Origin of the sequence: Flavobacterium sp. 9 (assembly GCF_002754195.1) — a bacterium.
In the GTDB taxonomy this organism is placed as follows: Bacteria; Bacteroidota; Bacteroidia; order Flavobacteriales; family Flavobacteriaceae; genus Flavobacterium.
Map to the genome: position 1 here is coordinate 2,751,077 of NZ_PEEU01000001.1, position 24,529 is coordinate 2,775,605.

At 34.1% G+C, this 24,529-nt stretch carries 18 protein-coding genes; 5 read left to right on the forward strand and 13 right to left on the reverse strand.

The window, feature by feature from the left end; all coding sequences use genetic code 11:
• Positions 1-51 precede the first annotated feature (51 nt).
• The 6 genes from CLU81_RS11320 to CLU81_RS11345 all read right to left on the reverse strand — a co-directional run bounded on the left by CLU81_RS11320 (position 52) and on the right by CLU81_RS11345 (position 11,646).
• Complete coding sequence (locus CLU81_RS11320; protein WP_099709896.1) at positions 52-2,541, reverse strand: glycoside hydrolase family 2 TIM barrel-domain containing protein; 2,490 nt, start codon at positions 2,539-2,541, stop codon at positions 52-54.
• A 129-nt stretch (positions 2,542-2,670) separates the two neighbouring features.
• Positions 2,671-4,044: a hypothetical protein gene (locus tag CLU81_RS11325; protein ID WP_233209692.1), complete on the reverse strand. Its 1,374-nt coding sequence runs from the start codon at positions 4,042-4,044 to the stop codon at positions 2,671-2,673.
• Between the two features lie 22 nt (positions 4,045-4,066).
• Entirely contained in the window at positions 4,067-5,641 is a 1,575-nt protein-coding gene (locus tag CLU81_RS11330) for a RagB/SusD family nutrient uptake outer membrane protein (protein ID WP_099709897.1), read from the reverse strand.
• A gap of 11 nt (positions 5,642-5,652) precedes the next feature.
• Complete coding sequence (locus CLU81_RS11335) at positions 5,653-8,784, reverse strand: TonB-dependent receptor (RefSeq protein ID WP_099709898.1); 3,132 nt, start codon at positions 8,782-8,784, stop codon at positions 5,653-5,655.
• 46 nt (positions 8,785-8,830) lie between these two features.
• Positions 8,831-10,150, reverse strand: a complete 1,320-nt coding sequence (xylA, locus tag CLU81_RS11340) for a xylose isomerase (protein ID WP_099709899.1) — start codon at positions 10,148-10,150, stop codon at positions 8,831-8,833.
• Between the two features lie 2 nt (positions 10,151-10,152).
• Positions 10,153-11,646, reverse strand: coding sequence for a xylulokinase (locus tag CLU81_RS11345; RefSeq protein WP_099709900.1), 1,494 nt, complete (start codon positions 11,644-11,646; stop codon positions 10,153-10,155).
• A gap of 390 nt (positions 11,647-12,036) precedes the next feature.
• On the opposite strand from CLU81_RS11345, the gene CLU81_RS11350 reads away from it, so the two are divergent.
• On the forward strand, positions 12,037-12,753 hold the full coding sequence (locus CLU81_RS11350; protein WP_099709901.1) for an NUDIX domain-containing protein: 717 nt from the start codon (positions 12,037-12,039) through the stop codon (positions 12,751-12,753).
• Positions 12,753-13,487 carry an NUDIX domain-containing protein gene (locus CLU81_RS11355; protein ID WP_099709902.1) on the forward strand — a complete coding sequence of 245 codons (735 nt, stop codon included), beginning with the start codon at positions 12,753-12,755 and terminating at the stop codon, positions 13,485-13,487. The genes CLU81_RS11350 and CLU81_RS11355 overlap by 1 nt, the downstream gene beginning before the upstream one ends.
• Positions 13,488-13,534: 47 nt before the next feature.
• On the opposite strand, the gene CLU81_RS11360 is transcribed toward CLU81_RS11355, so the two are convergent.
• A complete protein-coding gene (locus CLU81_RS11360) occupies positions 13,535-13,768 on the reverse strand; it encodes a hypothetical protein (protein WP_099709903.1) in 234 nt (77 codons plus the stop codon).
• Between the two features lie 495 nt (positions 13,769-14,263).
• On the opposite strand from CLU81_RS11360, the gene lepA reads away from it, so the two are divergent.
• On the forward strand, positions 14,264-16,060 hold the full coding sequence (lepA, locus tag CLU81_RS11365) for a translation elongation factor 4 (RefSeq protein WP_099709904.1): 1,797 nt from the start codon (positions 14,264-14,266) through the stop codon (positions 16,058-16,060).
• Positions 16,061-16,571: 511 nt separating this feature from the next.
• On the forward strand, positions 16,572-17,528 hold the full coding sequence (locus CLU81_RS11370) for a YafY family protein (protein ID WP_099709905.1): 957 nt from the start codon (positions 16,572-16,574) through the stop codon (positions 17,526-17,528).
• Between the two features lie 51 nt (positions 17,529-17,579).
• On the opposite strand, the gene CLU81_RS11375 is transcribed toward CLU81_RS11370, so the two are convergent.
• A complete protein-coding gene (locus tag CLU81_RS11375) occupies positions 17,580-18,077 on the reverse strand; it encodes a DinB family protein (protein ID WP_099709906.1) in 498 nt (165 codons plus the stop codon).
• Between the two features lie 65 nt (positions 18,078-18,142).
• Positions 18,143-18,625, reverse strand: a complete 483-nt coding sequence (locus CLU81_RS11380; RefSeq protein WP_099709907.1) for a DinB family protein — start codon at positions 18,623-18,625, stop codon at positions 18,143-18,145.
• 520 nt (positions 18,626-19,145) lie between these two features.
• Between CLU81_RS11380 and thiL the strand changes: the two genes are divergently transcribed.
• Entirely contained in the window at positions 19,146-20,192 is a 1,047-nt protein-coding gene (gene thiL / locus CLU81_RS11385; protein WP_099709908.1) for a thiamine-phosphate kinase, read from the forward strand.
• A gap of 119 nt (positions 20,193-20,311) precedes the next feature.
• Here the strand turns inward: thiL and CLU81_RS11390 are convergent, their stop codons facing one another.
• The 4 genes from CLU81_RS11390 to CLU81_RS11405 all read right to left on the reverse strand — a co-directional run bounded on the left by CLU81_RS11390 (position 20,312) and on the right by CLU81_RS11405 (position 24,419).
• Complete coding sequence (locus tag CLU81_RS11390; RefSeq protein WP_099709909.1) at positions 20,312-21,010, reverse strand: response regulator transcription factor; 699 nt, start codon at positions 21,008-21,010, stop codon at positions 20,312-20,314.
• Positions 21,000-23,051, reverse strand: a complete 2,052-nt coding sequence (locus CLU81_RS11395) for a tetratricopeptide repeat-containing sensor histidine kinase (RefSeq protein WP_099709910.1) — start codon at positions 23,049-23,051, stop codon at positions 21,000-21,002. The genes CLU81_RS11390 and CLU81_RS11395 overlap by 11 nt, the downstream gene beginning before the upstream one ends.
• Positions 23,052-23,152: 101 nt before the next feature.
• Positions 23,153-23,410 (reverse strand): hypothetical protein, encoded by a 258-nt coding sequence (locus CLU81_RS11400; RefSeq protein WP_099709911.1) that lies wholly within the window; start codon positions 23,408-23,410, stop codon positions 23,153-23,155.
• Positions 23,411-23,585: 175 nt separating this feature from the next.
• Positions 23,586-24,419, reverse strand: a complete 834-nt coding sequence (locus CLU81_RS11405) for a LytTR family DNA-binding domain-containing protein (protein ID WP_233209693.1) — start codon at positions 24,417-24,419, stop codon at positions 23,586-23,588.
• Positions 24,420-24,529: the final 110 nt, after the last annotated feature.

Here is a 24,529-nt window from a genome sequence, read left to right on the forward strand (position 1 = left end):
ACGTTTAACATACCTACAAGGTTTTGAAAACCTTGCAGGAAAGATGCGTCGTTATTCTGCTGTAATTACAATTGTTGCTGGTTTTAATCCATTCGCTTTAGCGGTTAATTCTAATCTTCCTGTTTTATTTTCCGATTGAACTATAACTAAACATTTTCCGTTAAGCGCTGTATGTTTTGAACCTTTGTACGATTCGTAACTTACTGGATCTCCGCTGCAAACGCCTACAATTTTTCCGTTTCCTTTTAATGAAAAGTTGATTTCGTTATTGGCATTTGGAGCCAAAGTTCCTTTTGAATCTAAAATATCTACAGTTACAAATGACAAATCATTTCCGTCTGCTTTGATGTTGCTTCTGTCTGCTGTAAGTTTTAAAGTTGATGGATTTCCGGCTGTTTTGATTTCGGTTTCCAGAACTGTTTTTCCGTCTTTACGGGAAATTGCTTTTAGTGTTCCGGGTTGAAAAGGAATTCTCCACATTACGTGTAAATCATCTCCTTTTTTACTGCGAACTCCAACTGATTTTCCGTTAAGGAAAAGTTCAACCTCATCTGCTTTATTGTAATATGCCCAAACATCTACGGTTTGTCCCACTTTCCAGTTCCAATGTGGGAAAATGTGCAGAACGGTTTTGTCTGTCCATTCGCTTTGATACATATAATAAACGTCTTTTGGGAAACCGGCTAAATCGACAATTCCGAAATATGAACTTACTGACGGCCATTCATATGGAGTTGGTTCTCCGATATAATCGAAACCTGTCCAGATATACATTCCGGAAAGGAAATCGTATTTTTTAATTACTTTCCAAGTTGCTTCGTGTGTTGAACCCCAAGGCGTTTGAACCTGATCGTAAGCAGAAACGGTATTGCCGGGATTTCCTTTTGTGAATTTTTGATCCCAACTTACCGGCCATTTTTTTATAGTATCTGAAACATTATCATAATAACCGCGGGTTTGTAATCCCGAAGTAGTTTCGGTTGCGATGAAAGGAATTCCAGGGAAATTTTCTTTATGATGTGCATAAGTCTGATGTGCATAATTGTATCCGATCAGATCTAAAACTCCAGATTTTGCAAGAGGATTAAACTGCACATTCTTTTTTTCGAATTGTAATGTTACGTCATCAATATTCATATTCACCGGCGGATTCATCGCTGCGGTTAATGGACGTGTTTTATCATATTGACGTGTAATTGCGGCTAATTCTTTGGCTATAGCCACACCATTTTCGTTCCATTGTTCCGGAATTTCATTTCCAATACTCCAAACAAAAATACTTGGATGATTTCGGTCGCGAAGCAATTGATCTGTCAAATCTTTTTTGTGCCATTTGTCCCAATCATTTGCATAATCGTATTTGGTTTTGTTTTGTTTCCACATGTCAAATGCTTCATCCATTACAATGAAACCCATTTTATCACAAAGGTCTAAAAGTTCAGGAGCCGGAGGATTATGTGAAGTTCTGATTCCGTTTACACCCATTTCTTTTAGGATTTCAAGCTGACGTTCGATGGCGCGTGTATTGATTGCTGAACCTAAAGGTCCTAAATCATGGTGCATACAAACTCCTTTGATTTTGACTTGTTTTCCGTTAAGAATGAAACCTTTATCGACATCAAATTTAAAATCTCTGATTCCGAAATTAGTTTTGTATTGATCTACAATTTTATCGTCAAGCGAAATTTCTGTAACTGCTGTATATAATTCAGGTTTTTCAACTGACCATAAAATTGGCGTTTCAACTTCTGCCGATTGTTTTATGATTTGATTGGCGTTTGCTCCAATTGTTATATTTTGGGTAACCGATGTTACTTTGGTATCTTCTTTAAAAATAGTGGTTATTACTGTTGCTTTTTTTGAAGCTGTATTTTGGTTTTGAATTGTAGTTTCAAAACTTACCGAAGCTTTTTCGGCAGTAACTTTTGGCGTTGTCACATAAGTTCCCCATTGTGCAACATGCAATTTATCTGTGGTTTCGATCCAGACATTTCTAAAAATTCCTGATCCTGAATACCAACGTGAATTTGGTTGTTTTGAATTGTCAACCTTTACAATTATTTCGTTGTTTTTGTCTCCGTAATTTAAATACGGTGTCATGTTATATTGAAAACCGATATATCCATTTGGACGTTTTCCTAAATAATGTCCGTTTACCCAGACTTCGCTGTTTCTGTAAACGCCATCAAAGATTACTGATATTACTTTACTACTATCAGAAGCATTGATTTTGAAAGTTTTCTTATACCAACCTAAGCCTCCGTTAAGAGATCCGCCTCCATATCCGGCAGGACTTTTTTCATCAAACTTTCCTTCTATACTCCAATCATGCGGAACATTTAGGGTTCTCCATTTGGTTGAAATTCCAATAGTATCTTTGTCTGTTATACTATCATTTAAATGAAAACTCCAATCTGAATTAAAAGAAACTTTTCTATTATCGAAAGTATCTTCTTTTTTACTGCAAGAGTTCAAAAGGATAATTCCGATTAGTAATAATAATGATAAACCTCTATTTAAATATTCTTTTATGCTATTCATATTCATAGGATTATATTGTTTTGAAAAACAAATATAAACATACCGATAGGCGACTCTTTAAATCCCCTACCGGTTGTTTACTAGTTTGAGGTAATTATGATTTTATTCTAAAACAAAACCGTAAATACTTTATGGAACTATATAATGAAAAACAAACCATTCATCTTTTCCTGCATCATATGATGTTCCAAGCCAGATTCCTTTTTGAAGAAAATCTTTATTGTATGCTTTTACAACTTTAATAACACTTGTTGTTGGATTCATCCAGCTTGTTGCATTTTGAAGAAGTTTTTCTCCTCCTAAATTAATTTCGTTTGTCGCTGCATTTATCGTAAAAGTTCCTGTTGTGATTACACCATTTTGATTGCGGGTATAGTTAAGAGTTCCTCCCCATTGATCAAAACGTATCGATGAATTTCCTGCAATTGTTGCCCAATCATCATTCCATCCCCAATTGTACGAACTTGTAGAATTAACTGTCCAGCCTTTTCCTTTTCCAACCCAGTCAACAGGATTTCCGCCTGCATCCAGTTTCCAAACTCTTCCTGCTCCGGCTCCACCTGTTAACATGGTCAATAATTCTCCAGGTGCGAACGTAGGATTGAAACCTTCGTCAACAACTGGTTCTGTAACCGGAGGAACATAATTATCTGCATAATCTTTAGAAACAAAATTCCAGATGTACCACCAAGGACCTTCGCTGTTGGTTCTTTTGACAGCAATTCTTAACTGATTTTCTGTTAGAGTTAATACTTTAATATTGTCATTCCAGTTACTTGCATTTGCAATATAATTATCCGGTCTAAGGATTGTTGTTCCTGTTGTTGTTAAAGTATGTGCATTGATGTCTAAGAAGTAAGATCCGTTTTCGATCGTTGTTCCGTCAGCTTCATGAACGGTCATAAATGGTCCTCCTTCAAGGCTGAATGTCATGTATCTTCCCCAGTGCATATCTGCATCTGTACTCGAGTTAGCGTTTCCTTCAGGTTCCCAGTTTGGAGTAAAATTACCCCATTCTACTGTTGTGCTTGGATCTGCATAAGACATTGCACCAGGAGCTAATCCATATTTACCATTGTCTGCTACCCAAGATTTCTTTTTACCAACTCCACCTGATAATGCGGTCCAAAGCGGATCATTAACATAGTTTAAGTTGTCTTGATTTACTGTAATTGTTACCGGATCTAATGCAACAATACCACCTCCGGTTACTGCAGAAATTTTAATTGTGTAACTTCCTTTAAAGGCATATTTTACAGTTTCAACCGCTTTGCTGGATTTTCCTGTTCCATAATCCCAGTTCAATACAACTCCGGGAGTTGTGTTTTTCATTATTACGGTATTTCCGCCTGGATCTGCGGTTAAATCCTGAGTAATTTCAAAATGTATATCCGCTTTATCCATTGGCGTATCCAAAGAATACGTTTCCGGAGAACAAGATGATACTAGCATTATTGCTGCTAACATCAAAAATGATGTAACTAATAATTTAATATTTTTCATTTCTTTCCTTTTTTAGTTAAGATTACCAACCTGCATTTTGTTTCAAAACTCCTCCAGATAATGTGATCTGTGTATTCGGAATTTGTTGTAGTCCTTTTGTAGCTTGGATTTTAGCTGCAGAAATTGTTTTTGTTCCGGCAACTCCACCACTTAATAATGTTGTAGTTTCTGCAATTGTAGTAGAAGCTTTTCCAACACCCTGACGTAATAAATCCCAATATCTAACTCCTTCAAGAGCAAATTCCAGATGTCTTTCGTTCAGTATATTATCAGCATTTACTGGTAAAGCTGTAAAATTCTCTTTGTAAGCTCTTCTTCTCACATCATCAAAATAAGTCTGTGCGCTTCCGCTTCCTAATTCAGCAGCCATTAATAAAACATCTGCATATCTTAACACAACATAATCCTGAAATTGTCCGATATCCCAATATTGACTTCCCATAACTAATGGCATATCTTTTCCGTCTTTGTCAACCATTGGAGAATATTTCTTGTTGTAATATCCTGTGTATTCTCTTTGATTATTGATTTTATCGAATTTTATTTTTTCTTCGTCGATTCCAATTACACTTGCTGCACGTCTTGTATCTGTTGCGCTGTAAGCTTTCCATAATTTAGAGTTTACTGTAACTCCCCAACCACGTCCATAAGGGTAAGATGAGAATTCTCTCATCCCGAACATTACCATCCAATGGTTTCCATCTGTGTTTCCGCTATAGTCACTTGTATAAGAGTATTTCACAGAAAACACGATTTCTTTATTGCTTTCTCCGGCATATTTATCCACTGAAGCTGCTGGCCATAATGTAGAAAAATCATCTACTAAACCGTGACCACTTGATGCAATAACATCTTCAAGATGTCCTAAAGCTTGTGTTTTAGTTACTACTCCTGCTAAATCTGTTTTTCCGTAATATCCTGTGTAGTATAAATAAACACGTCCCAGTAAAGATTTTGCTGCCCATTTTGTAATACGTCCGCTTGTTGTAGCATTATAAGCAACGGCTGGCAAATTGTTTGAAGCGAAGACTAAATCTTCTGCGATTATTTTGTAGATTTCTTCAGGTGCTGCTTGTGGTACATTTTCAGAAGAAGGTGATGTTAACAATGGAACACTTCCCCATAAACGTGCCATTTCAAAATATAAATAGGCTCTGATAAATCTAGTTTCAGACGTATATGTATTCTTCAAAGCTGTATCACCTTTCCAGTCAATCTGATCCATTTTTGATAAGAAAATATTACAACGATAAATTGCTTTATAATAACCAATCCAGTTACCGTTAAGCATATCAACATCTGAAGGTGAGCGTGAAATATCAAACTCATCGATTGCAGCATAATTGTAACCATCAGAATTTCCGGTTCCGCCGAAACAATCGTCAGACATTACTTCACTGATTACAGGAACTCCCAAACCGCTGGCTCCGGTTGCAACTTGCAAACCATCGTAACAACCTACTAATGCTGAATAAGCATCATCTGTTGTTTTATAAAAATTTGTATCTGTTTGTTGTACTAAAGGTTCTGTTTCTAAACTACAAGAACCCAATGACAATAGTGTCAAACAGAAAATATATAGATAGGTATTTTTCATCTTTTTATTTATTAAAGTTTAACATTTAATCCTAACATGAATGTTCTTGGTCGTGGATAGTATCCTACATCAACTCCTGATGAAAACTTTTGATCATTATTTGATGAACCAAAACCAATTTCAGGATCCATACCATCATATTTCGTAAAAGTGTAAAGGTTTAATACGGAGAAATAAACTCTAAACTGACTTGCAAAAAATGGTTTTGATTGTTTCATTTTTGCTAAATCAAATCCTAATGTTACGGTACTGATTCTTAAGAAATCCCCATCCTGAACATACAAATCCGAAAATTGTGTAAAGTTTCTATTGTCTTCTGTTACTCTTGGAACTGTGTTTGAAGAACCTTCTCCGTGCCAACGATCTAATATTGCAGAAGTATAATTTCCGTAAGCTCCAGCTTGATTTCTATATGATTGTACAATTTGATTTCCTGCTACACCATTTGCCATTAATGAAAAATCAAAAGCTTTGTAATTTGCTGACAAAGAGAATCCGTAAGTAAAATCAGGATTTGGTTTACCTATACTTGTTTTATCAGAAGCATCGATTTTATCATCTCCGTTAGTATTCACATAAATAAGATCTCCGGGAGCTGCAGTTGGTTGTAATACTACGCCACTTGCTGATTTATAATTATCGATTTGTGCTTGATTTTGAAAAACACCACCTGTTTTATATCCCCAGAAATAACCTAAAGGTTGTCCGTTTTGTGCTCTGTAGAACTCACCTGAATTATCATAAAGTTCATTGTTTAATCCGTGAATGATACCGTCTGTAGTAGGTATTTGACCAACTGTGTTTTTATTATAAGCTCCGTTTGCACTAATGCTATAATTAAAATCTCCAATTTTGTTTTGGTAATTTAAACTTAACTCAACTCCTTTATTTACAACATCTCCACCATTGATATAAGGTGCATCTGCTCCGGCTGTTGCCAAAATTGGTGCTAAAATCAACCAGTCTTTATTTGTTTTTTGGTAAACATCAAAAGTAACATTCAAGGCATTGTTTAAAAATCTTGCATCAAAACCAAAATCAATTTGTTCTGAAGTTTCCCATTTTAAATCAAGATTTGATAATCTGTCCGGATAAGCGCCCGGCGTTAAAACACCTTCTGTATCACCAAAAATATAATTTGTATTATTTGATTTTATAGTTGACAAATATTGGAATGGTCTTGCATTTTGATTTCCAACCTGTCCCCAACTTCCTCTTAATTTAAGGAAATTAATAACGTTTGAATCTCTCAAAAACGCTTCATTTGAAGCTACCCAACCTGCAGATACTGATGGGAAATAACCCCATTGATTTTCTTTAGAAAAAATAGAAGATCCATCCATTCTAAAAGTTGCATTGATCAAATACGTTTCTTTGAAATTGTAATTTAATCTTCCAAAATAAGACATTCTTTTAGTCTCTTGTTTTAGACCGCTCATAGATATTTTTGCACCATCTTTGTTAGTTGTATTGTCTAACCAAGCGTGTTCTAAATCATTAAAAACTGAATCGGCATTTGTAACACTTACTGATGTTCCATCATAATTAATAGAGGAAGTTCCTAACATTGCTTCAAAATGATGATTCTCGGCAGCATTAAATTTATACGTCAATAAGTTATCCCAAGTCAAGGTTTTACCTTTGTTCATGTTTTGATTTACTTTATCAAATGCGCTGTTTGCATAAATAGATAATCTGTAAACCGGAAGGTAAGAATGTCCTTCGCCAGCATAATAATCAAGTCCTAAAGTAGTTCTGAAGGTTAAGTTTTTTATTGGTTCAATTTGCAAATAAACATTACCTAATAATTTTTGATTATTACCTTCATTTTGATTGTTGTATTGCATCAAAGCATAAGGATTTGCTACTCCTGCAAGCCAAGGCTCTGTATTATTTGTGGTATCATAATAATCGCCTTTAGAATCATACATTGGCAATAATGGCGTTGTTTGAAAAGCACCTCTTAATGCATTATTGTATTGATTTCCAACTCCAATTCCGTTTTTATTGATGTAAGCAAAACTCAAATTTTCACCAAAAGTAACTACGTCTTTATATAATTTATGTTCTGAATTGAATCTGAAATTATAACGCTCGTAGTTTGATAAATCTTTACCTCCAACAACTCCTTCTTGTCCTAAATAAGACAAAGATGCTGAGTAAACAGAAGTATCTGAACCACCTGAAGCTCCAAATGCGAAATTTTTGGTAGCTGCATTATCCGTAAACATTTTATCCATCCAATTTGTTCCGCTTCCTAATCCTGCAATTTGAGCATTGGTGAAATATGGATTTTTACCAGAGTTTACTGCTGCTTCATTTAGTATTGTTGCATATTCAGTTGCATTCAATAAATCAACTTTTCTCGCTACTGATTGTACACCATAATATTGATCGAATGTCATTTGTCCTGCAGCGCCCCTTTTACCTTTTTTGGTTGTTACCAAAACAACTCCGTTTGAGGCCTGAGAACCATAAATTGCAGCTGATGCAGCATCTTTTAAAACCGAAATAGATTCAATATCTGAATTGCTTAAATAAGAAATATCACTTGTCAATATTCCGTCAACAACATATAACGGGCTGCTTCCGCCTGTTGAACCAACACCTCTAATTACAACATTCAATCCTTCTCCCGGCTGTCCTGAAGTAGATGTAACCTGAAGTCCGGCTGCTTGTCCCTGAAGTGCTTGTAAAGCATTTGTAGTATTGGTTTTTGCAAGATTCTCTCCGCTAACCTGAGTCACGGCACTTGTTACAAGTGTTTTCTTTTGAGAACCGTATCCAATAACGACAACTTCTTTAAGATCTGCCGCTTCTGTTTGTAAAGTAACATTAATCGTTTTTTGAGTTCCAACGGTTACACGTTGCGCTTTAAATCCCATAAAACTGATTACAATTACGCTGCCTTCTTTTGCTTCCAACTTAAAGTTTCCATCAAAATCTGTTGATGTTCCCGTTTTGGTTCCTTCAATAGCTACGGTAGCACCCGGAACTCCCATACCATCTTCTGCTGATTTTACGTTTCCGCTTATAACCTGGGATTGCTGTTGCGCAAAACCGGACTGCATCGTAAATACACTAAGCAACAGCGCCATGCAGAACGAGAGCGATGTTGTTTTAAGACAATGTTTGCTTTTCATAATAGTTAAGAATTGGTTTAAATTATAGTTAGTAATTTTTTGTCTATTAATATGCGTTCGAAATAATCTGTTCGAATAATTCCTGTCTTCCGCTAAGGGGTTGAGGTTCTCCACTTGCACGGGCAATTTTGCTAAGATCTTCAAGAGATAATTCTCCGTTTTCGAACTTCGCCCCGTTTCCACTGTCAAATGAACTGTAACGTTGTGTGCGTAATTTTTTGTAATCTGTATTTTGTAGTATCTGATCTGCGCAGATTAATCCTCTTGCAAAAACATCCATTCCTGAAATGTGTGCAATGAATTTATCTTCTAAATCGATTGAATTTCTTCTCACTTTTGCGTCAAAGTTTACACCGCCGCCCTGAATTCCTCCACCTTCAAGAATCACCAACATTGCTTGTGTAACTTCCTGAAGATTTATTGGGAATTGGTCTGTGTCCCAACCATTTTGATAATCTCCACGGTTTGCATCGATGCTTCCTAACATTCCGGCATCAACCGCAACTTGCAATTCGTGCTCAAAAGAATGTCCGGCAAGAGTTGCGTGGTTTACTTCAAGATTCAATTTGAAATCATTTTGAAGTCCGTATTTATTAATGAAACCTAATGAAGTTGCAGCATCATAATCATATTGATGTTTGGTAGGTTCCATTGGTTTTGGCTCAATCAGGAAGTTTCCTTTAAAACCTTCTTTGCGAGCATAATCTTTACAAGTATTCAAGAATCTTCCCAAATGGTCTAATTCTCTTTTCATGTCTGTGTTTAACAAACTCATATATCCTTCGCGTCCTCCCCAGAAAACATAATTTTCTCCGCCAAGTGCAATAGTTGCATCGATTGCGATTTTTGCCTGAGCTCCTGCATAAGCCAAAACATCAAAGTTTGGATTCGTCGCAGCACCGTTCATATAGCGAGGATTACTGAATAAATTTGAAGTTCCCCACAACAATTTAATTCCTGATTCTTGTTGTTTTTGTTTTGCATATTCAACCATTGTCTGAATACGAGTTTCAAATTCTGCCAATGTTGGCGCATCATCTACAACATCAACATCATGAAAACAATAATATGGCAAGCCTAACTTTGTCATGAATTCAAAAGCGGCGTCCATTTTGTCTTTTGCTCTTAAAATGACATTCTCATTTTTATCCCAGGAAAATGTTTCAGTTGGAGCTCCAAACGGATCTCCTCCTGTGTTACATAACGTATGCCAGTACGCCATTGAAAAGCGCAAATGCTCTTTTAATGTTTTTCCCGCAACGATACGATTTTCATCATACCATTTAAAAGCTAGTGGATTATCACTTTCTCTTCCTTCGAACTTTATCGTATCGATGTTTTTAAAATATTGATTAGTTGTGCTCATTATTATTGTTCTATTTTAATTTGACTTTTCCATTCTTGATATAAATCCTGATATTGACTTGTCAGGATTTTATTAGGTTCAATTCGGTCTAAACATTGCAATCCCTGAAAAGCTTCGTCCAGCGAATTGTAATATCCTAAACCAAAAGCAGCGCCTCTTGCGGCACCTTCTGCTCCTGAAGTATTGTATAATTCTAAAGTAGTTTGTGTAGTATTAGTGAAGATTTCTCTAAAAACCGGACTTAAAAACAGGTTTGAATTTCCTGCTCTAACCACAGTTCCAGAAACTCCAACTTCTTTCATAACATCAAAACCGTAATTCATGGCAAACACAATTCCTTCGCAGGCAGCGCGCACTAAATGTGATGGTTGATGAATATTGAAATTTAAATTCTGGATTCCCGAAGTTGCATTTTTGTTATTGAAGATTCTTTCTACACCATTTCCGAAAGGATAAAAACGAAGTCCGTTACTTCCTGCTTCAACTTTTGCAGCTTCGGCATTTAGTTTTTCATAGGCGATTAAATCAGTTCTGTCAACAGACATGATTTTGCGCAACCATTGGTATAAAATTCCTGAACCGTTAATGCATAACATAACGCCGTTTCGTTTTTCGACTTCTGTATTATTGACGTGTAAAAAAGTGTTGATTCTATTGTGTTTGTCGTAAACATCCTCATCGCTTACGGCATAAACTACTGCCGAAGTTCCGGCTGTTGTAGCAATTTCTCCAGGTTTCAAAACATTCAATGATAAAGCATTGTTCGGTTGATCTCCTGCTCTGTAGGTTATTTTTGCATCGGGATTTAATCCTAATTCTTGTGCTATTTCTAAGTGAATTGTAGCTTGAATTCCAAAATTTGAAACTATTTCCGGAATAATATCCGATGATAATCCCATTTGAGAAAGGATTTTCGTTGCCAATTTTCCTTCTGGGAAATTCCATAAAGCGGCTTCTGATAAACCTGAAGTACTTATTTGTGCCACTTTCGATAATTTGGCTGCAATAAAATCCCCCGGAAGCATCATATATTTTGCTTTCGCGAAAATTTCAGGCTCATTGTCTTTTACCCATTTTAGTTTTGAAGCGGTAAAATTTCCCGGGCTTCCTAAAATTTGCTGCTGACAATTTACGGATCCAATTTTAGCATAAATTTCATCTCCGATACTTGCAGCGCGACTGTCACACCAAATAATCGAAGAACGAACGGGATTCAGATTTTCATCGGTCAAAACCAAACCATGCATTTGATAGGCAATTCCAATTCCGGCAACTTTCTTTAGATCAATATTTGATTTCGAACCTAATTGTTTGATTCCGTCTTTTACAAATTGCCACCAGGATTCCGGATCTTGTTCTGCCCAACCGAATTTTGGAGCAACAATTGGCATTTCAAAATCAGGAACACTAATTGCTCCAATAGTTGTTCCTTTCTCTGCATCAAATACAGATAATTTTATCGAAGAGCTTCCTAAATCAATTCCTAAAAAAAACATTTGGTTCTATTTTAAGTTAGTTATAGATTTGTCCTTTTTTAACTTATAGTCAAACTGAACTTATCTTATGGTTATTTTGACTACAAGTGTAAAACATTTTTTCTATATTAACAAAATATTAGGTTTATTTTTTTTCATTTCTGATTATTCAATCTTGATTTTTATGAATACGTCAAAGAAGTCATTAAAATGGAATAAAAAAATATTGAAAAATTAACGATTTAGCGATTTGACAATCAGCCATTTAAGAATGATTATTTTAAAATCTGATTTTTAAGGATATCACAAACAATTGATTGTCAGAAAATTATTGCGTTAAGAAAAATATAAATCTTAGATAAAGACAACTATTCATTTTATTTATTTAATTTGTCAAAATTTAAATAGCATATGGTTAAAAATGTAGCCGACGATTCTGCTTTAAAAAGCGAGCAAACCGCAATGAATGCGATCACAATTGACTGTGTCATATTTGGATTTGATAAAGGAAGTCTGGAAGTGCTTCTGGTACAACACGGAGAAGGTATTAGTAAAGGAAAATGGGGGCTTCCGGGAGGATGGATCTATAAAAAAGAAAGTACTGATAATGCCGCGCACCGTTTATTGAATGAACTTACCGGGCTTGATAATATTTACTTAGAGCAACTGAAAGCGTTTGGAGATCCGGATCGTTTCCCGCTTCGACGCGTTATCACGATTGGTTATTATGCCTTGGTAAAACGTGAAGATTATAACATTAAAGCTGGTTTTACAGCTTCGGATGCACAATGGTACAAGATTAATAGCATTCCGGATTTGATTTATGATCACAACGAAATTCTTGCTTATAGCTTAAAACATCTTCGAAACAGAGTTAGACAAGCTCCGATAGGATTTAATCTTTTGCCTGAAAAATTTACTTTATTGCAATTGATGCATTTATATGAAGAGGTTTTAGGAATCGAAATGGATAAATCTAATTTCAGACGAAAAATTCTGCACATGAAATTATTGGTCGAATTAGATGAAAAGCAACAAGATGTTTCACACAGAGCTGCCAAATTGTATAAATTCGATCCGGCAATTTATAAGAAATTGACTGAAAAAGGATTTAACTTTGAATTTTAATGACATTTTTACCTTCTAAAAACACTTCGGAAACCGATAACAATACGACTGCAAATACAAAATCAGTTATAGACGGCATTTCGATCGACTGTGTTATTTTTTCTTTTGATAAAAAAAATCTTGAGGTTCTTTTAGTAAAACATGCTATAGGACAAAGCATAGGAAAATGGGGGCTTCTTGGCGGTGATCTGGAACTGGAAGAAAGTATTGATAATGCTGCACTGAGGATATTGTTCGAACTCACCGGTCTCGAAAATATTTATCTGGAACAGCTAAAAGCGTTTACAGATCCTGATCGTGTAAGCAACGCGAGAGTTATTACTATTGGTTATTACACGCTGGTCAACCGGGAAGATTATAATATTAAGGCAAGTGAATCTGTAATTGAAGCAAAATGGTTTAAAATTAATGAGATTCCGGATTTAATATTTGACCATAACGAAATTCTGCAATTTAGTTTGATGCAATTGCGCAATAGAGTTCGTCAGGCTCCGATAGGGTTTAATTTATTGCCTGAAAAATTCACCTTATTACAATTAATGCATTTGTATGAAGAAATTTTAGGAATTGAATTAGACAAATCAAATTTCCGCAGAAAAATTCTTCACATGAAATTACTCGTTTCGCTTGAAGAAAAACAACAAGATGTTTCGCATAGAGCTGCCAAATTATACAAATTCGATCCTGCGATTTATAAGAAACTAACCGAAAAAGGATTTAATTTTGAATTTTAAATAAAAAAATACCCGAAGAAAATCTTCGGGTATTTATCATTTTATTTTTAAGGAATACACACGATTATTACATTACAATAACCTCCTACAATTCCCGGAAACTTATTAGGATCTTCTGTTCCTGAATTCGCTGCAACTCCATTTCCGCTTGGACAAATCGAAGTTGGCACACCATTTCTCGGACCACAAACGGTTCCTAATGTTCCACCGTTAATATTTTTCATTTCTTCTTTTGAAAGCCTGCCAAATTTTTGAGCAAGCTTCATGGTTTGTTTTTCCATAATTTCTTGGGTTTAATTGTTAGCAAAAAAATAGACATTCTCGTTTTTTACATACAAATCCTGCGCACAGATTTCAGTAAAAAAACGATAATGAAAATTTAAAACCATAAAACAAATTATACTTATGGTTTAAATGACTACAAGTATAATCATATTTGGTTAAACCGACAATTATTCGCACAAAAATGCACATTTATCAAACAAAAGTAAGTTGAAGTATTTTTTTGACAAACAACAAATCAAACCAACGCATTAATAAAAACATTCTGCAAGGTTTTGCTTTAAACTACTAATCCATTATTTGCTAATTATGAACATTTTAAAACTTTAAAATGAACTTTCTGCCTTCAAAATTCAAAATCGAGCAACTACATTCCACAATCCAAAACTTTGCGCTATCTTTGCGCCTTAATAACATGCTCTAAAGCAATTGCTCTAGCGCAAATTCATACCCTGAAATTACTTAAAACTCGTTTAGAGAATTGATATATTAAAATGAAGAAGATACGTAACTTTTGCATTATTGCACACATTGACCACGGTAAAAGTACACTGGCAGACCGATTATTGGGCGCTACACAAACCGTTACAGCTCGTGAAGAAAAAGCACAATTGCTTGACAACATGGACCTGGAGCGCGAGCGTGGAATCACCATTAAGAGTCATGCCATTCAAATGGAATATACTTATAAAGGAGAAGAATATATTTTAAATTTAATTGACACTCCTGGTCACGTTGACTTTTCATACGAAGTTTCACGATCTATTGCTGCCTGCGAAGGTGCGCTTTTGATTGTTGATGCTGCTCAAAGTATTCAGGCACAAACGATTTCTAACTTATATCTTGCTTTAGAAAATGACTTGGAAATTATTCCGGTTTTGAACAAAGTAGATTTACCAAGTGCAAATCCTGAAGAAGTTAGTGATGATATTATTGACTTGTTAGGATGTAAATTAGAAGATATTATTCATGCTTCAGGAAAAACAGGTTTTGGTGTCGAAAATATTTTGGCTGCCATTATCGAAAAAATTCCTGCTCCTCAAGGAAATCCTGATGAACCATTACAAGCTTTGATTTTTGACTCGGTATACAATCCGTTTCGTGGAATCGAAGTAATCTTCAGAGTTGTAAATGGAGAAATCAAAAAAGGGCAAAAAATTAAATTCATGGCTACTGGTAATGAATATTTTGCTGACGAAATTGGAACTTTAAAATTAAATCAGGTTCCTAAAAATGTAATTTCTGCTGGTGATGTTGGTTATTTAATTTCTGGAATTAAAGAAGCCAAAGAAGTAAAAGTTGGAGACACTCTAACTGATGCTAAAACGCCAACTACAAATATGATTACTGGTTTTGAGGATGTAAAACCAATGGTATTCGCCGGAATTTATCCTGTTGATACTGAAGATTATGAAGATTTGCGTTCTTCTATGGAGAAATTGCAATTGAATGATGCTTCGTTAGTTTTTACTCCTGAAAGTTCAGCGGCTTTAGGTTTTGGTTTCCGTTGCGGATTCTTAGGAATGCTTCACATGGAAATTATTCAGGAACGTTTAGAGCGTGAGTTCGATATGACTGTAATTACTACAGTTCCTAACGTTTCGTATTTGGCTTACACCAAAAAAGATCCTGAAACTGCATTTGTTGTAAATAATCCTTCTGATTTGCCTGAACCATCTCGTTTAGACAGAGTTGAAGAGCCATTTATCAAAGCAACAATCATTACAAAAGCTGATTTCGTTGGAAACGTAATGAGTTTATGTATCGAAAAACGTGGTCAAATTACCAACCAAACGTATTTGACAACAGAACGTGTTGAATTGAATTTTGATATGCCTTTGGCGGAAATTGTATTCGATTTTTACGATCGTTTAAAAACGGTTTCTAAAGGTTACGCTTCTTTTGATTACTCTCCGATAGGAATGAGAACTTCAAAATTAGTTAAACTTGACGTTCTTTTGAATGCTCAAACGGTTGATGCACTTTCTGCATTGATTCACGAAGACAACGCTTATAACATCGGTAAAAAAATGACCGAGAAATTACGCGAATTGATCCCAAGACAACAATTTGATATTCCGATTCAAGCTGCAATTGGAGCTAAAATTATTGCTCGTGAAACAATTAAAGCACTTCGTAAAGACGTTACCGCAAAATGTTATGGTGGAGATATTTCGCGTAAGCGTAAACTTCTTGAAAAACAGAAAAAAGGTAAAAAACGTATGAGACAAGTTGGAAACGTTGAGATTCCGCAAGAAGCTTTTATGGCCGTTTTGAAATTGAATGATTAATTCTCTTTTTTGGAATAAAGAGTAAAGAGAATAGAATATAGATTGAACCCGATGACGATTGTTATCGGGTTTTTTGTTTTTATTTTTGTGGATTGTGGTTAGAAAGACGGATGTGGATTGTGTAGACGCACTGCTGTGCGCCTCTACGGTGATTTAGATTATGAAAATACAAATTGTCAAAATATAATTCGTTATAAAATATCTTCTACACAGATTTTCATCATAGATTTTCGTCACAGATTTTCGTCACAGATTTGTAGAGGCGCACAGCAGTGCGTCTCCCGTAATCAAAATCAATTTTAAAATTTTAATTGTGGATATACTTTGCGAGAGACGCACTGCTGTGCGCCTCTACGTTGATGCAAATTGCGGATATTTTTTCAACCCAAAATCTGTCCTAATTTGGAACATCTTTTTTGTTCTTCTAAACTTTTTACCTTTGTATATTTGATGCTTAGAACCTCAGCAACTTAGTCCCGAGACTTCGGGATAGAATCTTAAAAGAAAAAAAATGGACGATTCTCCAAAACGTTTTGACCGTATTGTCGCAATTCTCATTCAGTTACAATCCAAAAAAATTGTAAAAGCTCAGGAATTGGCGGATCGTTTTGATTGTAGTCTGCGAACTATTTATAGAGATATCCGAACTCTTGAAGCGTCGGGAGTTCCTATTTATAGTGAGGCCGGAGTTGGTTATGCTTTAATGGATGGTTACCGATTGCCGCCAGTAATGTTTACGCGCGAGGAAGTAAGCAGTTTTATAGCCGCTGAAAAACTAATGCAAAAATTTACAGATCCTTCTCTTGGATCTCATTATGCATCGGCGATGTACAAACTGAAATCGGTTTTGAGAGGTACTGACAAAGATTGGCTTTCGAATATTGAATCTAAAGTTTTGATGCAAACGCAAGAGCCTTTATTTCATGATAGTTCGCCTAATACTTTGGCCGTTTTATTCGAAAGTATTGCTGAGAAAAAACAGATTCTTCTTTCTTATAAAACCATTGAAGCAGAGCAAGCAAGCAATAGAAACATTGAACCTGTTGGCGTTTTTCACGATCATAACAACTGGTATTTTTTGGGTTATTGCCATTTGCGACAAGATTACAGGCAATTTAGAACAGACCGAATTCAGGGAATTCAAAAAACTGATTTAGAATTTACGATCGAACATGATTCTTTAGAAACATATTTAGTTAAATCAGAAACTATTCCCACAACTAAAGTCCGGATTTTAGTTTCGAAAAAAATCCTAACTCACCTTCGACATGAACAAAAATATCATGGTTTTGTTTCTGAAAGAGAAGTTGATGGTCAGATCGAAATGACCTTTATGTCGTGTAATGTTCATGAACACTTTTCGCGTTGGCTTTTGATGTTTGGAGATTATGCCACAATTCTGGAACCCGAAAGTCTTAAAACCAGAATATTGGAATTAATAGAATCTTATAAAAAAAGACTAATATAAAAAAACTCCCAAAGATGAACTTATCATTCGTCTTTGGGAGTTTTCAATTTATTATTGATTTTTTACGACATTATAAAAATTATAATCCGTGTTTGAAGCGTCGGTTATACCAATATTTCTTCCAATGGTTACAATTTGTCCTCTGTGATAAGTGCCATGATTTACTACTTGTAGTAAATAATCAGAAATTGGCAATTCACATTGAAACCACGGATTCTCGATTTTAACCGTTTTGTATAATTGTTCGTCTGATAATGATGATATAAACTCCGATAATTTTTCAGATGTTTTTAATAAACCTTCAAATATTACATTCTTATCTAAATCAACATTTTCATTCCTTTCCGGCAAAGCAGTTTCGGTTATTATAGAAAACCAATATTGCTCTGTTTCCCAGATATGGTTAAGTGTTTTAATAATGCTCGAATAACTCGAAGGAACATCTTTGTTCAACAATTCATCAGATTTTGGTGTTAGCCAATTCACAAATTGTTGATTTACCCATAAATTGTAGGCAGCGTAATTTGCCATTATTTTTCTTAAACTCATGATGTTTGATTTATAATTTAGTCTTGAATAAATTGATTTAGTTCATTAAAAACGTCCTGATTATATTACTGTCTTTCCCAGAAAAAAGGCGGATCAATTCCTAAAGCTCTTAGATATACATATCCTTGTCCGCGGTGATGAACTTCATTATCAACAAAGTACAAAATATTTTGGATTACAGGAAATTCATATTGACCAAAAAGATTAAAGTCTTCGCTAAAATCTTCGATAGATAATTTTTCCCAATATTTATTGATTTCTGCCGTTGCTTCATCCCATTTTTCAAGATATTGTGCTTTAAAAATCAACTTTTCAGTTCCTTCTGTAAAAGGAGCAATTTCTTTAGTTACAATTCCTTTAAGTCCAGGAACTGCAATCGCCAAAAGCTCATCTGTTAGTTTTGCGAAAGTTCTCATTCCTCCTATCGAAAATTCGAAAAAATCTTTTTCAGGAAATAATTCAATTACGCGACGAGTTAGCGCGCGGTGTCCTTGCCAGTGTATTAACAAATCTTCAGGAGTAATTACTTGTGCAGCTAATGTTTTCATAGTTTTAAAGTTTTAATTATTTTAATACTTCAAAATTATCAAGGGTCGGTGACAACAGTTTGTCAGTAGGAAAAAAAATAATTAAAATTATTTTTTTTCCTACTGTAGAGGCGCACAGCAGTGCGTCTCAGGCGACGTAACCCCAATTTATTCACATTGCGTTAAACCCGACAGGTTTTAAAAACCTGTCGGGTTTAATATGGAATCGTAAAAAACATTCGTTCTACAATACTTTTTCTAGCAAAACGAATTAAATTGTGGTTACTGGATGCGAGACGCACTACCGTGCGCCTCTACAATACTTTGACTACAAAAACATTTGACAAAGGTTAATCGCAATTTAAACCCGAAAGGTTTTAAAAATCGGGTTTAATACGGAATAAATTGTGGTTACCAGGTGTGAGACGCACTGCTGTGCGTCTCTACAGTTCGCCTCTACATATACATATCTACTATATAACATTAAGTTCGATAAAACCTTTGTACCTTTGCACCTTAAAAACTTTGGAACTTAAAAGAAATGATCGAAGATAAAAATCCGCAACGTACAAGTATAGCGCAATTGGGCGAGTTTGGCTTAATTGAACATTTAACCAAAAATTTTGATGTTACTCAGGAATCTACTTTAAAAAGTATTGGTGATGACGCCGCAGTTCTTGATTTTAAAGATAAAAAAGTAGTTGTTTCTACAGATTTACTGATTGAAGGTGTACATTTTGATTTGGCTTATATGCCTTTAAAACATTTAGGATATAAGGCTGTTGTTGTAAACCTGTCTGATATTTGCGCAATGAACGCAAGACCAACGCAAATAACGGTTTCTGTGGCTGTTTCTAATCGTTTTCCACTAGAAGCATTAGAAGAATTATTTGAGGGAATTACGCACGCTTCAAAAGAGTATAAAGTTGATGTAATTGGTGGCGATACAACCTCATCTCAAAAAGGATTAATTATTAGCATTACTGCAATTGGTGAAGCTAATGAAGATGAAATTGTTTACCGAAATGGTGCAAAACAAACTGATCTTCTTGTTGTAACCGGTGATATTGGTGCTGCATATATGGGATTACAGGTTTTGGAACGCGAAAAGCAAGTTTTTCAGGTGAATCCAAATAGTCAGCCTGATCTTGATATGTACAGTTATTTGATCGAACGTCAGTTAAAACCTGAAGCCAGAAAAGATGTACGTACTTTATTGCATGCTCTTGAAATTAAACCAACTTCAATGATTGATATTTCGGACGGATTATCATCTGAAATTATTCATTTGTGTAAACAATCAAAAGTGGGTTGTAATTTATATGAAGATAAACTTCCGTTAGATCCTCAGTTTATTTCGACTTGCGAAGAGTTTAATATCGATAGCACAACTGTAGCAATTAATGGTGGTGAAGATTATGAATTGCTTTTTACTATTGACATCAATGATTTTGATAAAATAAAAGGAAATCCAAATTTCTCAATCATTGGTCATATGGCAGATGAAAGCGAAGGAATAAATCTGGTTACTCGTGCAAATACCCAAATTCCGTTGAAGGCTCGCGGTTGGGATGCTTTGAGTGAATAAAATTAGTTTTCAGTCGCAGTATTCATTCACGTGACAAAAAAAATCCTAATAGATTAAAGTCTGTTAGGATTTTTTTTATGTCTTTGAATCTAAAATCTATACTCTTAAATCTAAAATTCTTAGAAAAGTCCTTTGCTTTTAGCTTCTTTAACCAATTCATCATCTGAACCGGTTTTTATTTTAAGCAATTCTTTGAGATTGATTTTCCGTTTTTCGATTGCGTTTAATGAAATCGGAATATATTGTGGCATTGTATGATGTTCTGTTCCTTTTGACAAATGAAATAAAATTTGCTTGTCAAACTGGTCTATTTCTATTGAATTATGAGGAGATTGATTGACCATTTTTACTACAGACTGACTGTAATATTTGTCATTCTTCATTACTTTATCAAATGCAAAAAGCAATTCATCAAACGTTAAATCATTTTTTATAATTAACCCATTTGGATTGATTGTTCTTATGATTGTTTTGATTTTTAGCAATTCAGTGTACATTGTCAGCAAAATGATCTTGCAATTGGGCATTTTTTTTATGATCAATTTTGCCAGATCTTCACCAGAAAAAATATCTTTTTCTTCATACGAAGGCATGCTAATGTCTAAAAAAGCAATGTCGAAATTTGGGGTTTCAACATCTTGCAATAAATCATAAGCCGATTTGCAATCGTATGCCTGAGAGATCAGAAATTCATATTCCTTAGGATTATATCTTGTGATAGCATTCTTATATCCTTCGATAATAAAAGGATGGTCGTCAACTATTAAAATGTTTCGCTTAGTAAGTTGCGAAAACGGGGCTGTTAGGTCAACTGTCATTATTTTGTAGGTTTATTTTTTGATCAATTGGGACTTTAATTATGAGAATTGTTCCTTCTCCTTTGGCAGATTTTATCGTAACTATACCCTTACATTCTGCTGCTCTATATTGAATATTGTGCAATCCTATTCCGTTCTTGGTTCTTTTGGTATTAAAACCAACTCCATCATCAGAAATCGAAAGAATCAAATGATTGATTTCACTCTTAAACTCCACTTCAATTGTACTTGCTTTTGCGTATTTATTACAATTTTGAAGCGCTTCCTGAATGATTCGATACAAATTGATTTTGACCGTATTACCTACTAATTCCCATTTAATATGAGAATCAAACGAAGTAATCAATTTTGACGCATAAGTATTTTGTTGATTTTCAAACAATTTGTTCAAAATCGCAACAAAATTATTAATTAATTCCGATTTTTCACGATTTAAATCATGCGAAATTTCACGTATATCTTCCTCAATATGTTTAAGTTCGGCCAAATATTTCTTTCTTTTGGGCGCAGCGTGGGCTTCATCGAGTTTATCTAAACTGTCCAAACTAATTCTGACTCCAAACATTCTGCCCAAAACGCCGTCGTGTAATTCCTGAGCAACTTTTTTCTTTTCTTTGATACGAGTCATCTCGATATCATTTTGCTGCGAAATCATCAAATTATAAATATCTTCATTTGCAATTTGCTGCTGCTGCTTAAAAAGTAACTCTCTGTTTTTGGCTTGTTGCGTTTTGTAAACATAGAAAAATAAACCCAATAATGTACAAATGCTAAAAACGTACACTAAAGTCTTATTTTTCTCTTGTAAGTTTGAATTTTGATCCTTTATTTCGTTGGTTTCGTATTCAATTCGGGAGAATTTTTCACCCATTCTACGTTCTGCTTTAAGTAATTTATCATTAAGCTGAATATATTCCTTAGAATAAATAGATGCTTTTTTGGGATCAACAATAGCAATTTGCTTAAGAGATTCTAATATATTTCTTATTGTATTTAATTTTCTCGATAAAACCAATGCTTGTTTTGAATACTGAATTGCCCTGAACGTATCTTTCTTAAAAGCATAATACTCCGACAAATGATTTTTATTTAATATAATTCCTGCGTCAAGTTTTAGGCTATCTCTAATTTTCAAAGCTTTATAAAATTGAGAAGGGAGTTCTGTAAATTCTTTCGATTTAAACTTAGAATAAGCTAAATTATCCAAGAGCATCGCATAAATAGCTGTATTTCCATTAAACAAATCTTTTTGTTCTAATCCTTTTTTGAAATACTTTTTTGCCTGATTAAAATTGTGCATCTTTAAATAAACATACCCGATATTATTTAGTGAAATCGCTTTCAATTGAAATTCTGACGAAATTGATTTATCTTCAAGGATAGACAATGCCTTGTTGTGATATTCAAGTGCTTTATCATACTCTTGACGTTCATTATAAATAATTCCCAGTAAATTATAACTCTCGTACAGGTCTTTATTTACGTTTTTTTTCGTTTTTAAAATCTTAAGCGCTTTAAAAACAGTAATTTCACTTTCAAAAAAATCTCCTTCACTCAACTGTAAATCTCCTTTGGCTATAAAAGTTTTTACCAAATTAGTTTCATCATTAACTCTTAAATATATTTTCTCAGCTCTGAAATAATTCAAAAAAGCACTATCTGAAATCATTTGTGATTGATAATAATCCCCTAGGTAACTATATGCTTTAGCAATGCTAGATGAATCTTTACTAATTATTGATCGTTCCAAAATCAGTTTAGAGATTTTTTTATAGGATTTCCAATCGCTCATATTATAGTAACGATTGGCAATTTTAAACAGATTGACTCTATTTAAAGAATCATTTTCCTCACCTATAACTATATCAAATGCCTTCTGATTGTACTTTTGTTTATAATTAAGAGGCAAATTAATATCATTTGCTAACGAGAAATAAATAGAAAGACTGTCTTTACTAACATTTTCATTTCTCCCACTTTTACTTGTACAACCAATCAGGACAAGAACTACAAACAATAATATCTGAGAATGTTTTTTCAAGGTATGTCTATGATTTTTCTCAAAAATACTAAAACTATAGACATAAAAAAAGGTTGCCAAAAACTGACAACCTTATTACTTAATATATATTTATACTTTTCTTAGTCTACTTTTACTTTTGATGTTGTAAATTGACTATTAAGATTAAAACTATTCAATTTACTTGCTGCTAAATTTTTATGATTTGAAGTGTCGTATGCTAAATCACCTTTTCTTTTTGGCGTTCCTTGTCCACCATCGACACCAATACTTATTTCAATATTTGCTGCAACCGATGTTTTTGTTTTTTCTGGAGTTACAAATGAAGTTGCTACCATTATTAAAGAAAATAATCCGAATGTTAAAGCTGCCTTTTTCATGATTTGAGGTTTTAAGTGTTTGATTTAAAATTTTTGGAGAATCATCGCCGGGGAGCGAATCATGGTGTAAAACTAACACTACAAACGAAAAAAACTTATATGAAAAAACAGGTTTATGGTAGATCATGCCCAATTGATAGTCAATGAACGTGAAAAACATGTAATCGTCTAATTTTTAGACTTCTAAATAATTTCCTGCTGCAAAATCGGCAATAATTAAATCAACATTTGATTTATAAGTTTTCGAAAAAGGAATCTTTTTCGAAGAATTTTTTATGTAACAAATTGAGTTTCCGTTATGAATTCTGGCAATATAATTTCGATTAATAATATAGCTATTATGAATTCGAATAAATGGATACTCTAAAACACTCTCAAAATGTTTCAACGTTTTAAAAGCTGTTATCATTTCGCCTGAATTTAGATAAATATCGGTCGAATTATTATCAGCTTGAAAATAAGAAATATCTGATGCACTAATGTAGCGATAATCACCGTAAGATTTTACACATATTAACAAAGAGTTTTCAACAATTTTAGAAGTTTTTTCAGATGGAATTATTTGGGTTATTATTTCTTCTGAAGTACTAACTGTATTGACCTCAACAAATTCCTTGTTTAATTTGAGAATGCTCTTTAATATATCAATTGTTATTATCGGCTTTAAAATGTAATCAAAAACACCATATTGAATAGCGTCAAAAGCTCTTTCTTTTGTAAAAGTTGTAACAATTATCTTAGGTAAAATTGATAAAAACCGATGTAATTCATTGATAAAAGCCAATGATAAATTACTGGATAAATCTTTGGGGTCTATTTCCAGAAAAACAATTGAAGGTTTGTGTTCTAAAACTAAATTTAAACCGTCTTGATAATTCGTTGCCGAAGCCACAAAAGCCAATTCTGAAAAACCTTCTGCAATTGTTCGGGTTTTCAAAATACTTTCTGCATCATCGTCAATTATAATATACGAATACTTTTTCAATATTTGTTTATGTTGTTCTTTCATTAATCCACGACAACTATTGCTTTAGTTTCATCATTACTCCTGAAAAAATTTAATTTTAATATATTTTCTGTAATTAAAATTACGCATTTCATTTATCTAAAATTTTCAAT

Bases quoted from the DNA above. Each gene is read 5' to 3' on its own strand.
- CLU81_RS11320 (WP_099709896.1), bottom strand. From the start codon at position 2,541: ATGAATAGCATAAAAGAATATTTAAATAGAGGTTTATCATTATTATTA.
- CLU81_RS11325 (WP_233209692.1), bottom strand. From the start codon at position 4,044: ATGAAAAATATTAAATTATTAGTTACATCATTTTTGATGTTAGCAGCA.
- CLU81_RS11330 (WP_099709897.1), bottom strand. From the start codon at position 5,641: ATGAAAAATACCTATCTATATATTTTCTGTTTGACACTATTGTCATTG.
- CLU81_RS11335 (WP_099709898.1), bottom strand. From the start codon at position 8,784: ATGAAAAGCAAACATTGTCTTAAAACAACATCGCTCTCGTTCTGCATG.
- xylA (WP_099709899.1), bottom strand. From the start codon at position 10,150: ATGAGCACAACTAATCAATATTTTAAAAACATCGATACGATAAAGTTC.
- CLU81_RS11345 (WP_099709900.1), bottom strand. From the start codon at position 11,646: ATGTTTTTTTTAGGAATTGATTTAGGAAGCTCTTCGATAAAATTATCT.
- CLU81_RS11350 (WP_099709901.1), top strand. From the start codon at position 12,037: ATGGTTAAAAATGTAGCCGACGATTCTGCTTTAAAAAGCGAGCAAACC.
- CLU81_RS11355 (WP_099709902.1), top strand. From the start codon at position 12,753: ATGACATTTTTACCTTCTAAAAACACTTCGGAAACCGATAACAATACG.
- CLU81_RS11360 (WP_099709903.1), bottom strand. From the start codon at position 13,768: ATGGAAAAACAAACCATGAAGCTTGCTCAAAAATTTGGCAGGCTTTCA.
- lepA (WP_099709904.1), top strand. From the start codon at position 14,264: ATGAAGAAGATACGTAACTTTTGCATTATTGCACACATTGACCACGGT.
- CLU81_RS11370 (WP_099709905.1), top strand. From the start codon at position 16,572: ATGGACGATTCTCCAAAACGTTTTGACCGTATTGTCGCAATTCTCATT.
- CLU81_RS11375 (WP_099709906.1), bottom strand. From the start codon at position 18,077: ATGAGTTTAAGAAAAATAATGGCAAATTACGCTGCCTACAATTTATGG.
- CLU81_RS11380 (WP_099709907.1), bottom strand. From the start codon at position 18,625: ATGAAAACATTAGCTGCACAAGTAATTACTCCTGAAGATTTGTTAATA.
- thiL (WP_099709908.1), top strand. From the start codon at position 19,146: ATGATCGAAGATAAAAATCCGCAACGTACAAGTATAGCGCAATTGGGC.
- CLU81_RS11390 (WP_099709909.1), bottom strand. From the start codon at position 21,010: ATGACAGTTGACCTAACAGCCCCGTTTTCGCAACTTACTAAGCGAAAC.
- CLU81_RS11400 (WP_099709911.1), bottom strand. From the start codon at position 23,410: ATGAAAAAGGCAGCTTTAACATTCGGATTATTTTCTTTAATAATGGTA.
- CLU81_RS11405 (WP_233209693.1), bottom strand. From the start codon at position 24,419: ATGAAAGAACAACATAAACAAATATTGAAAAAGTATTCGTATATTATA.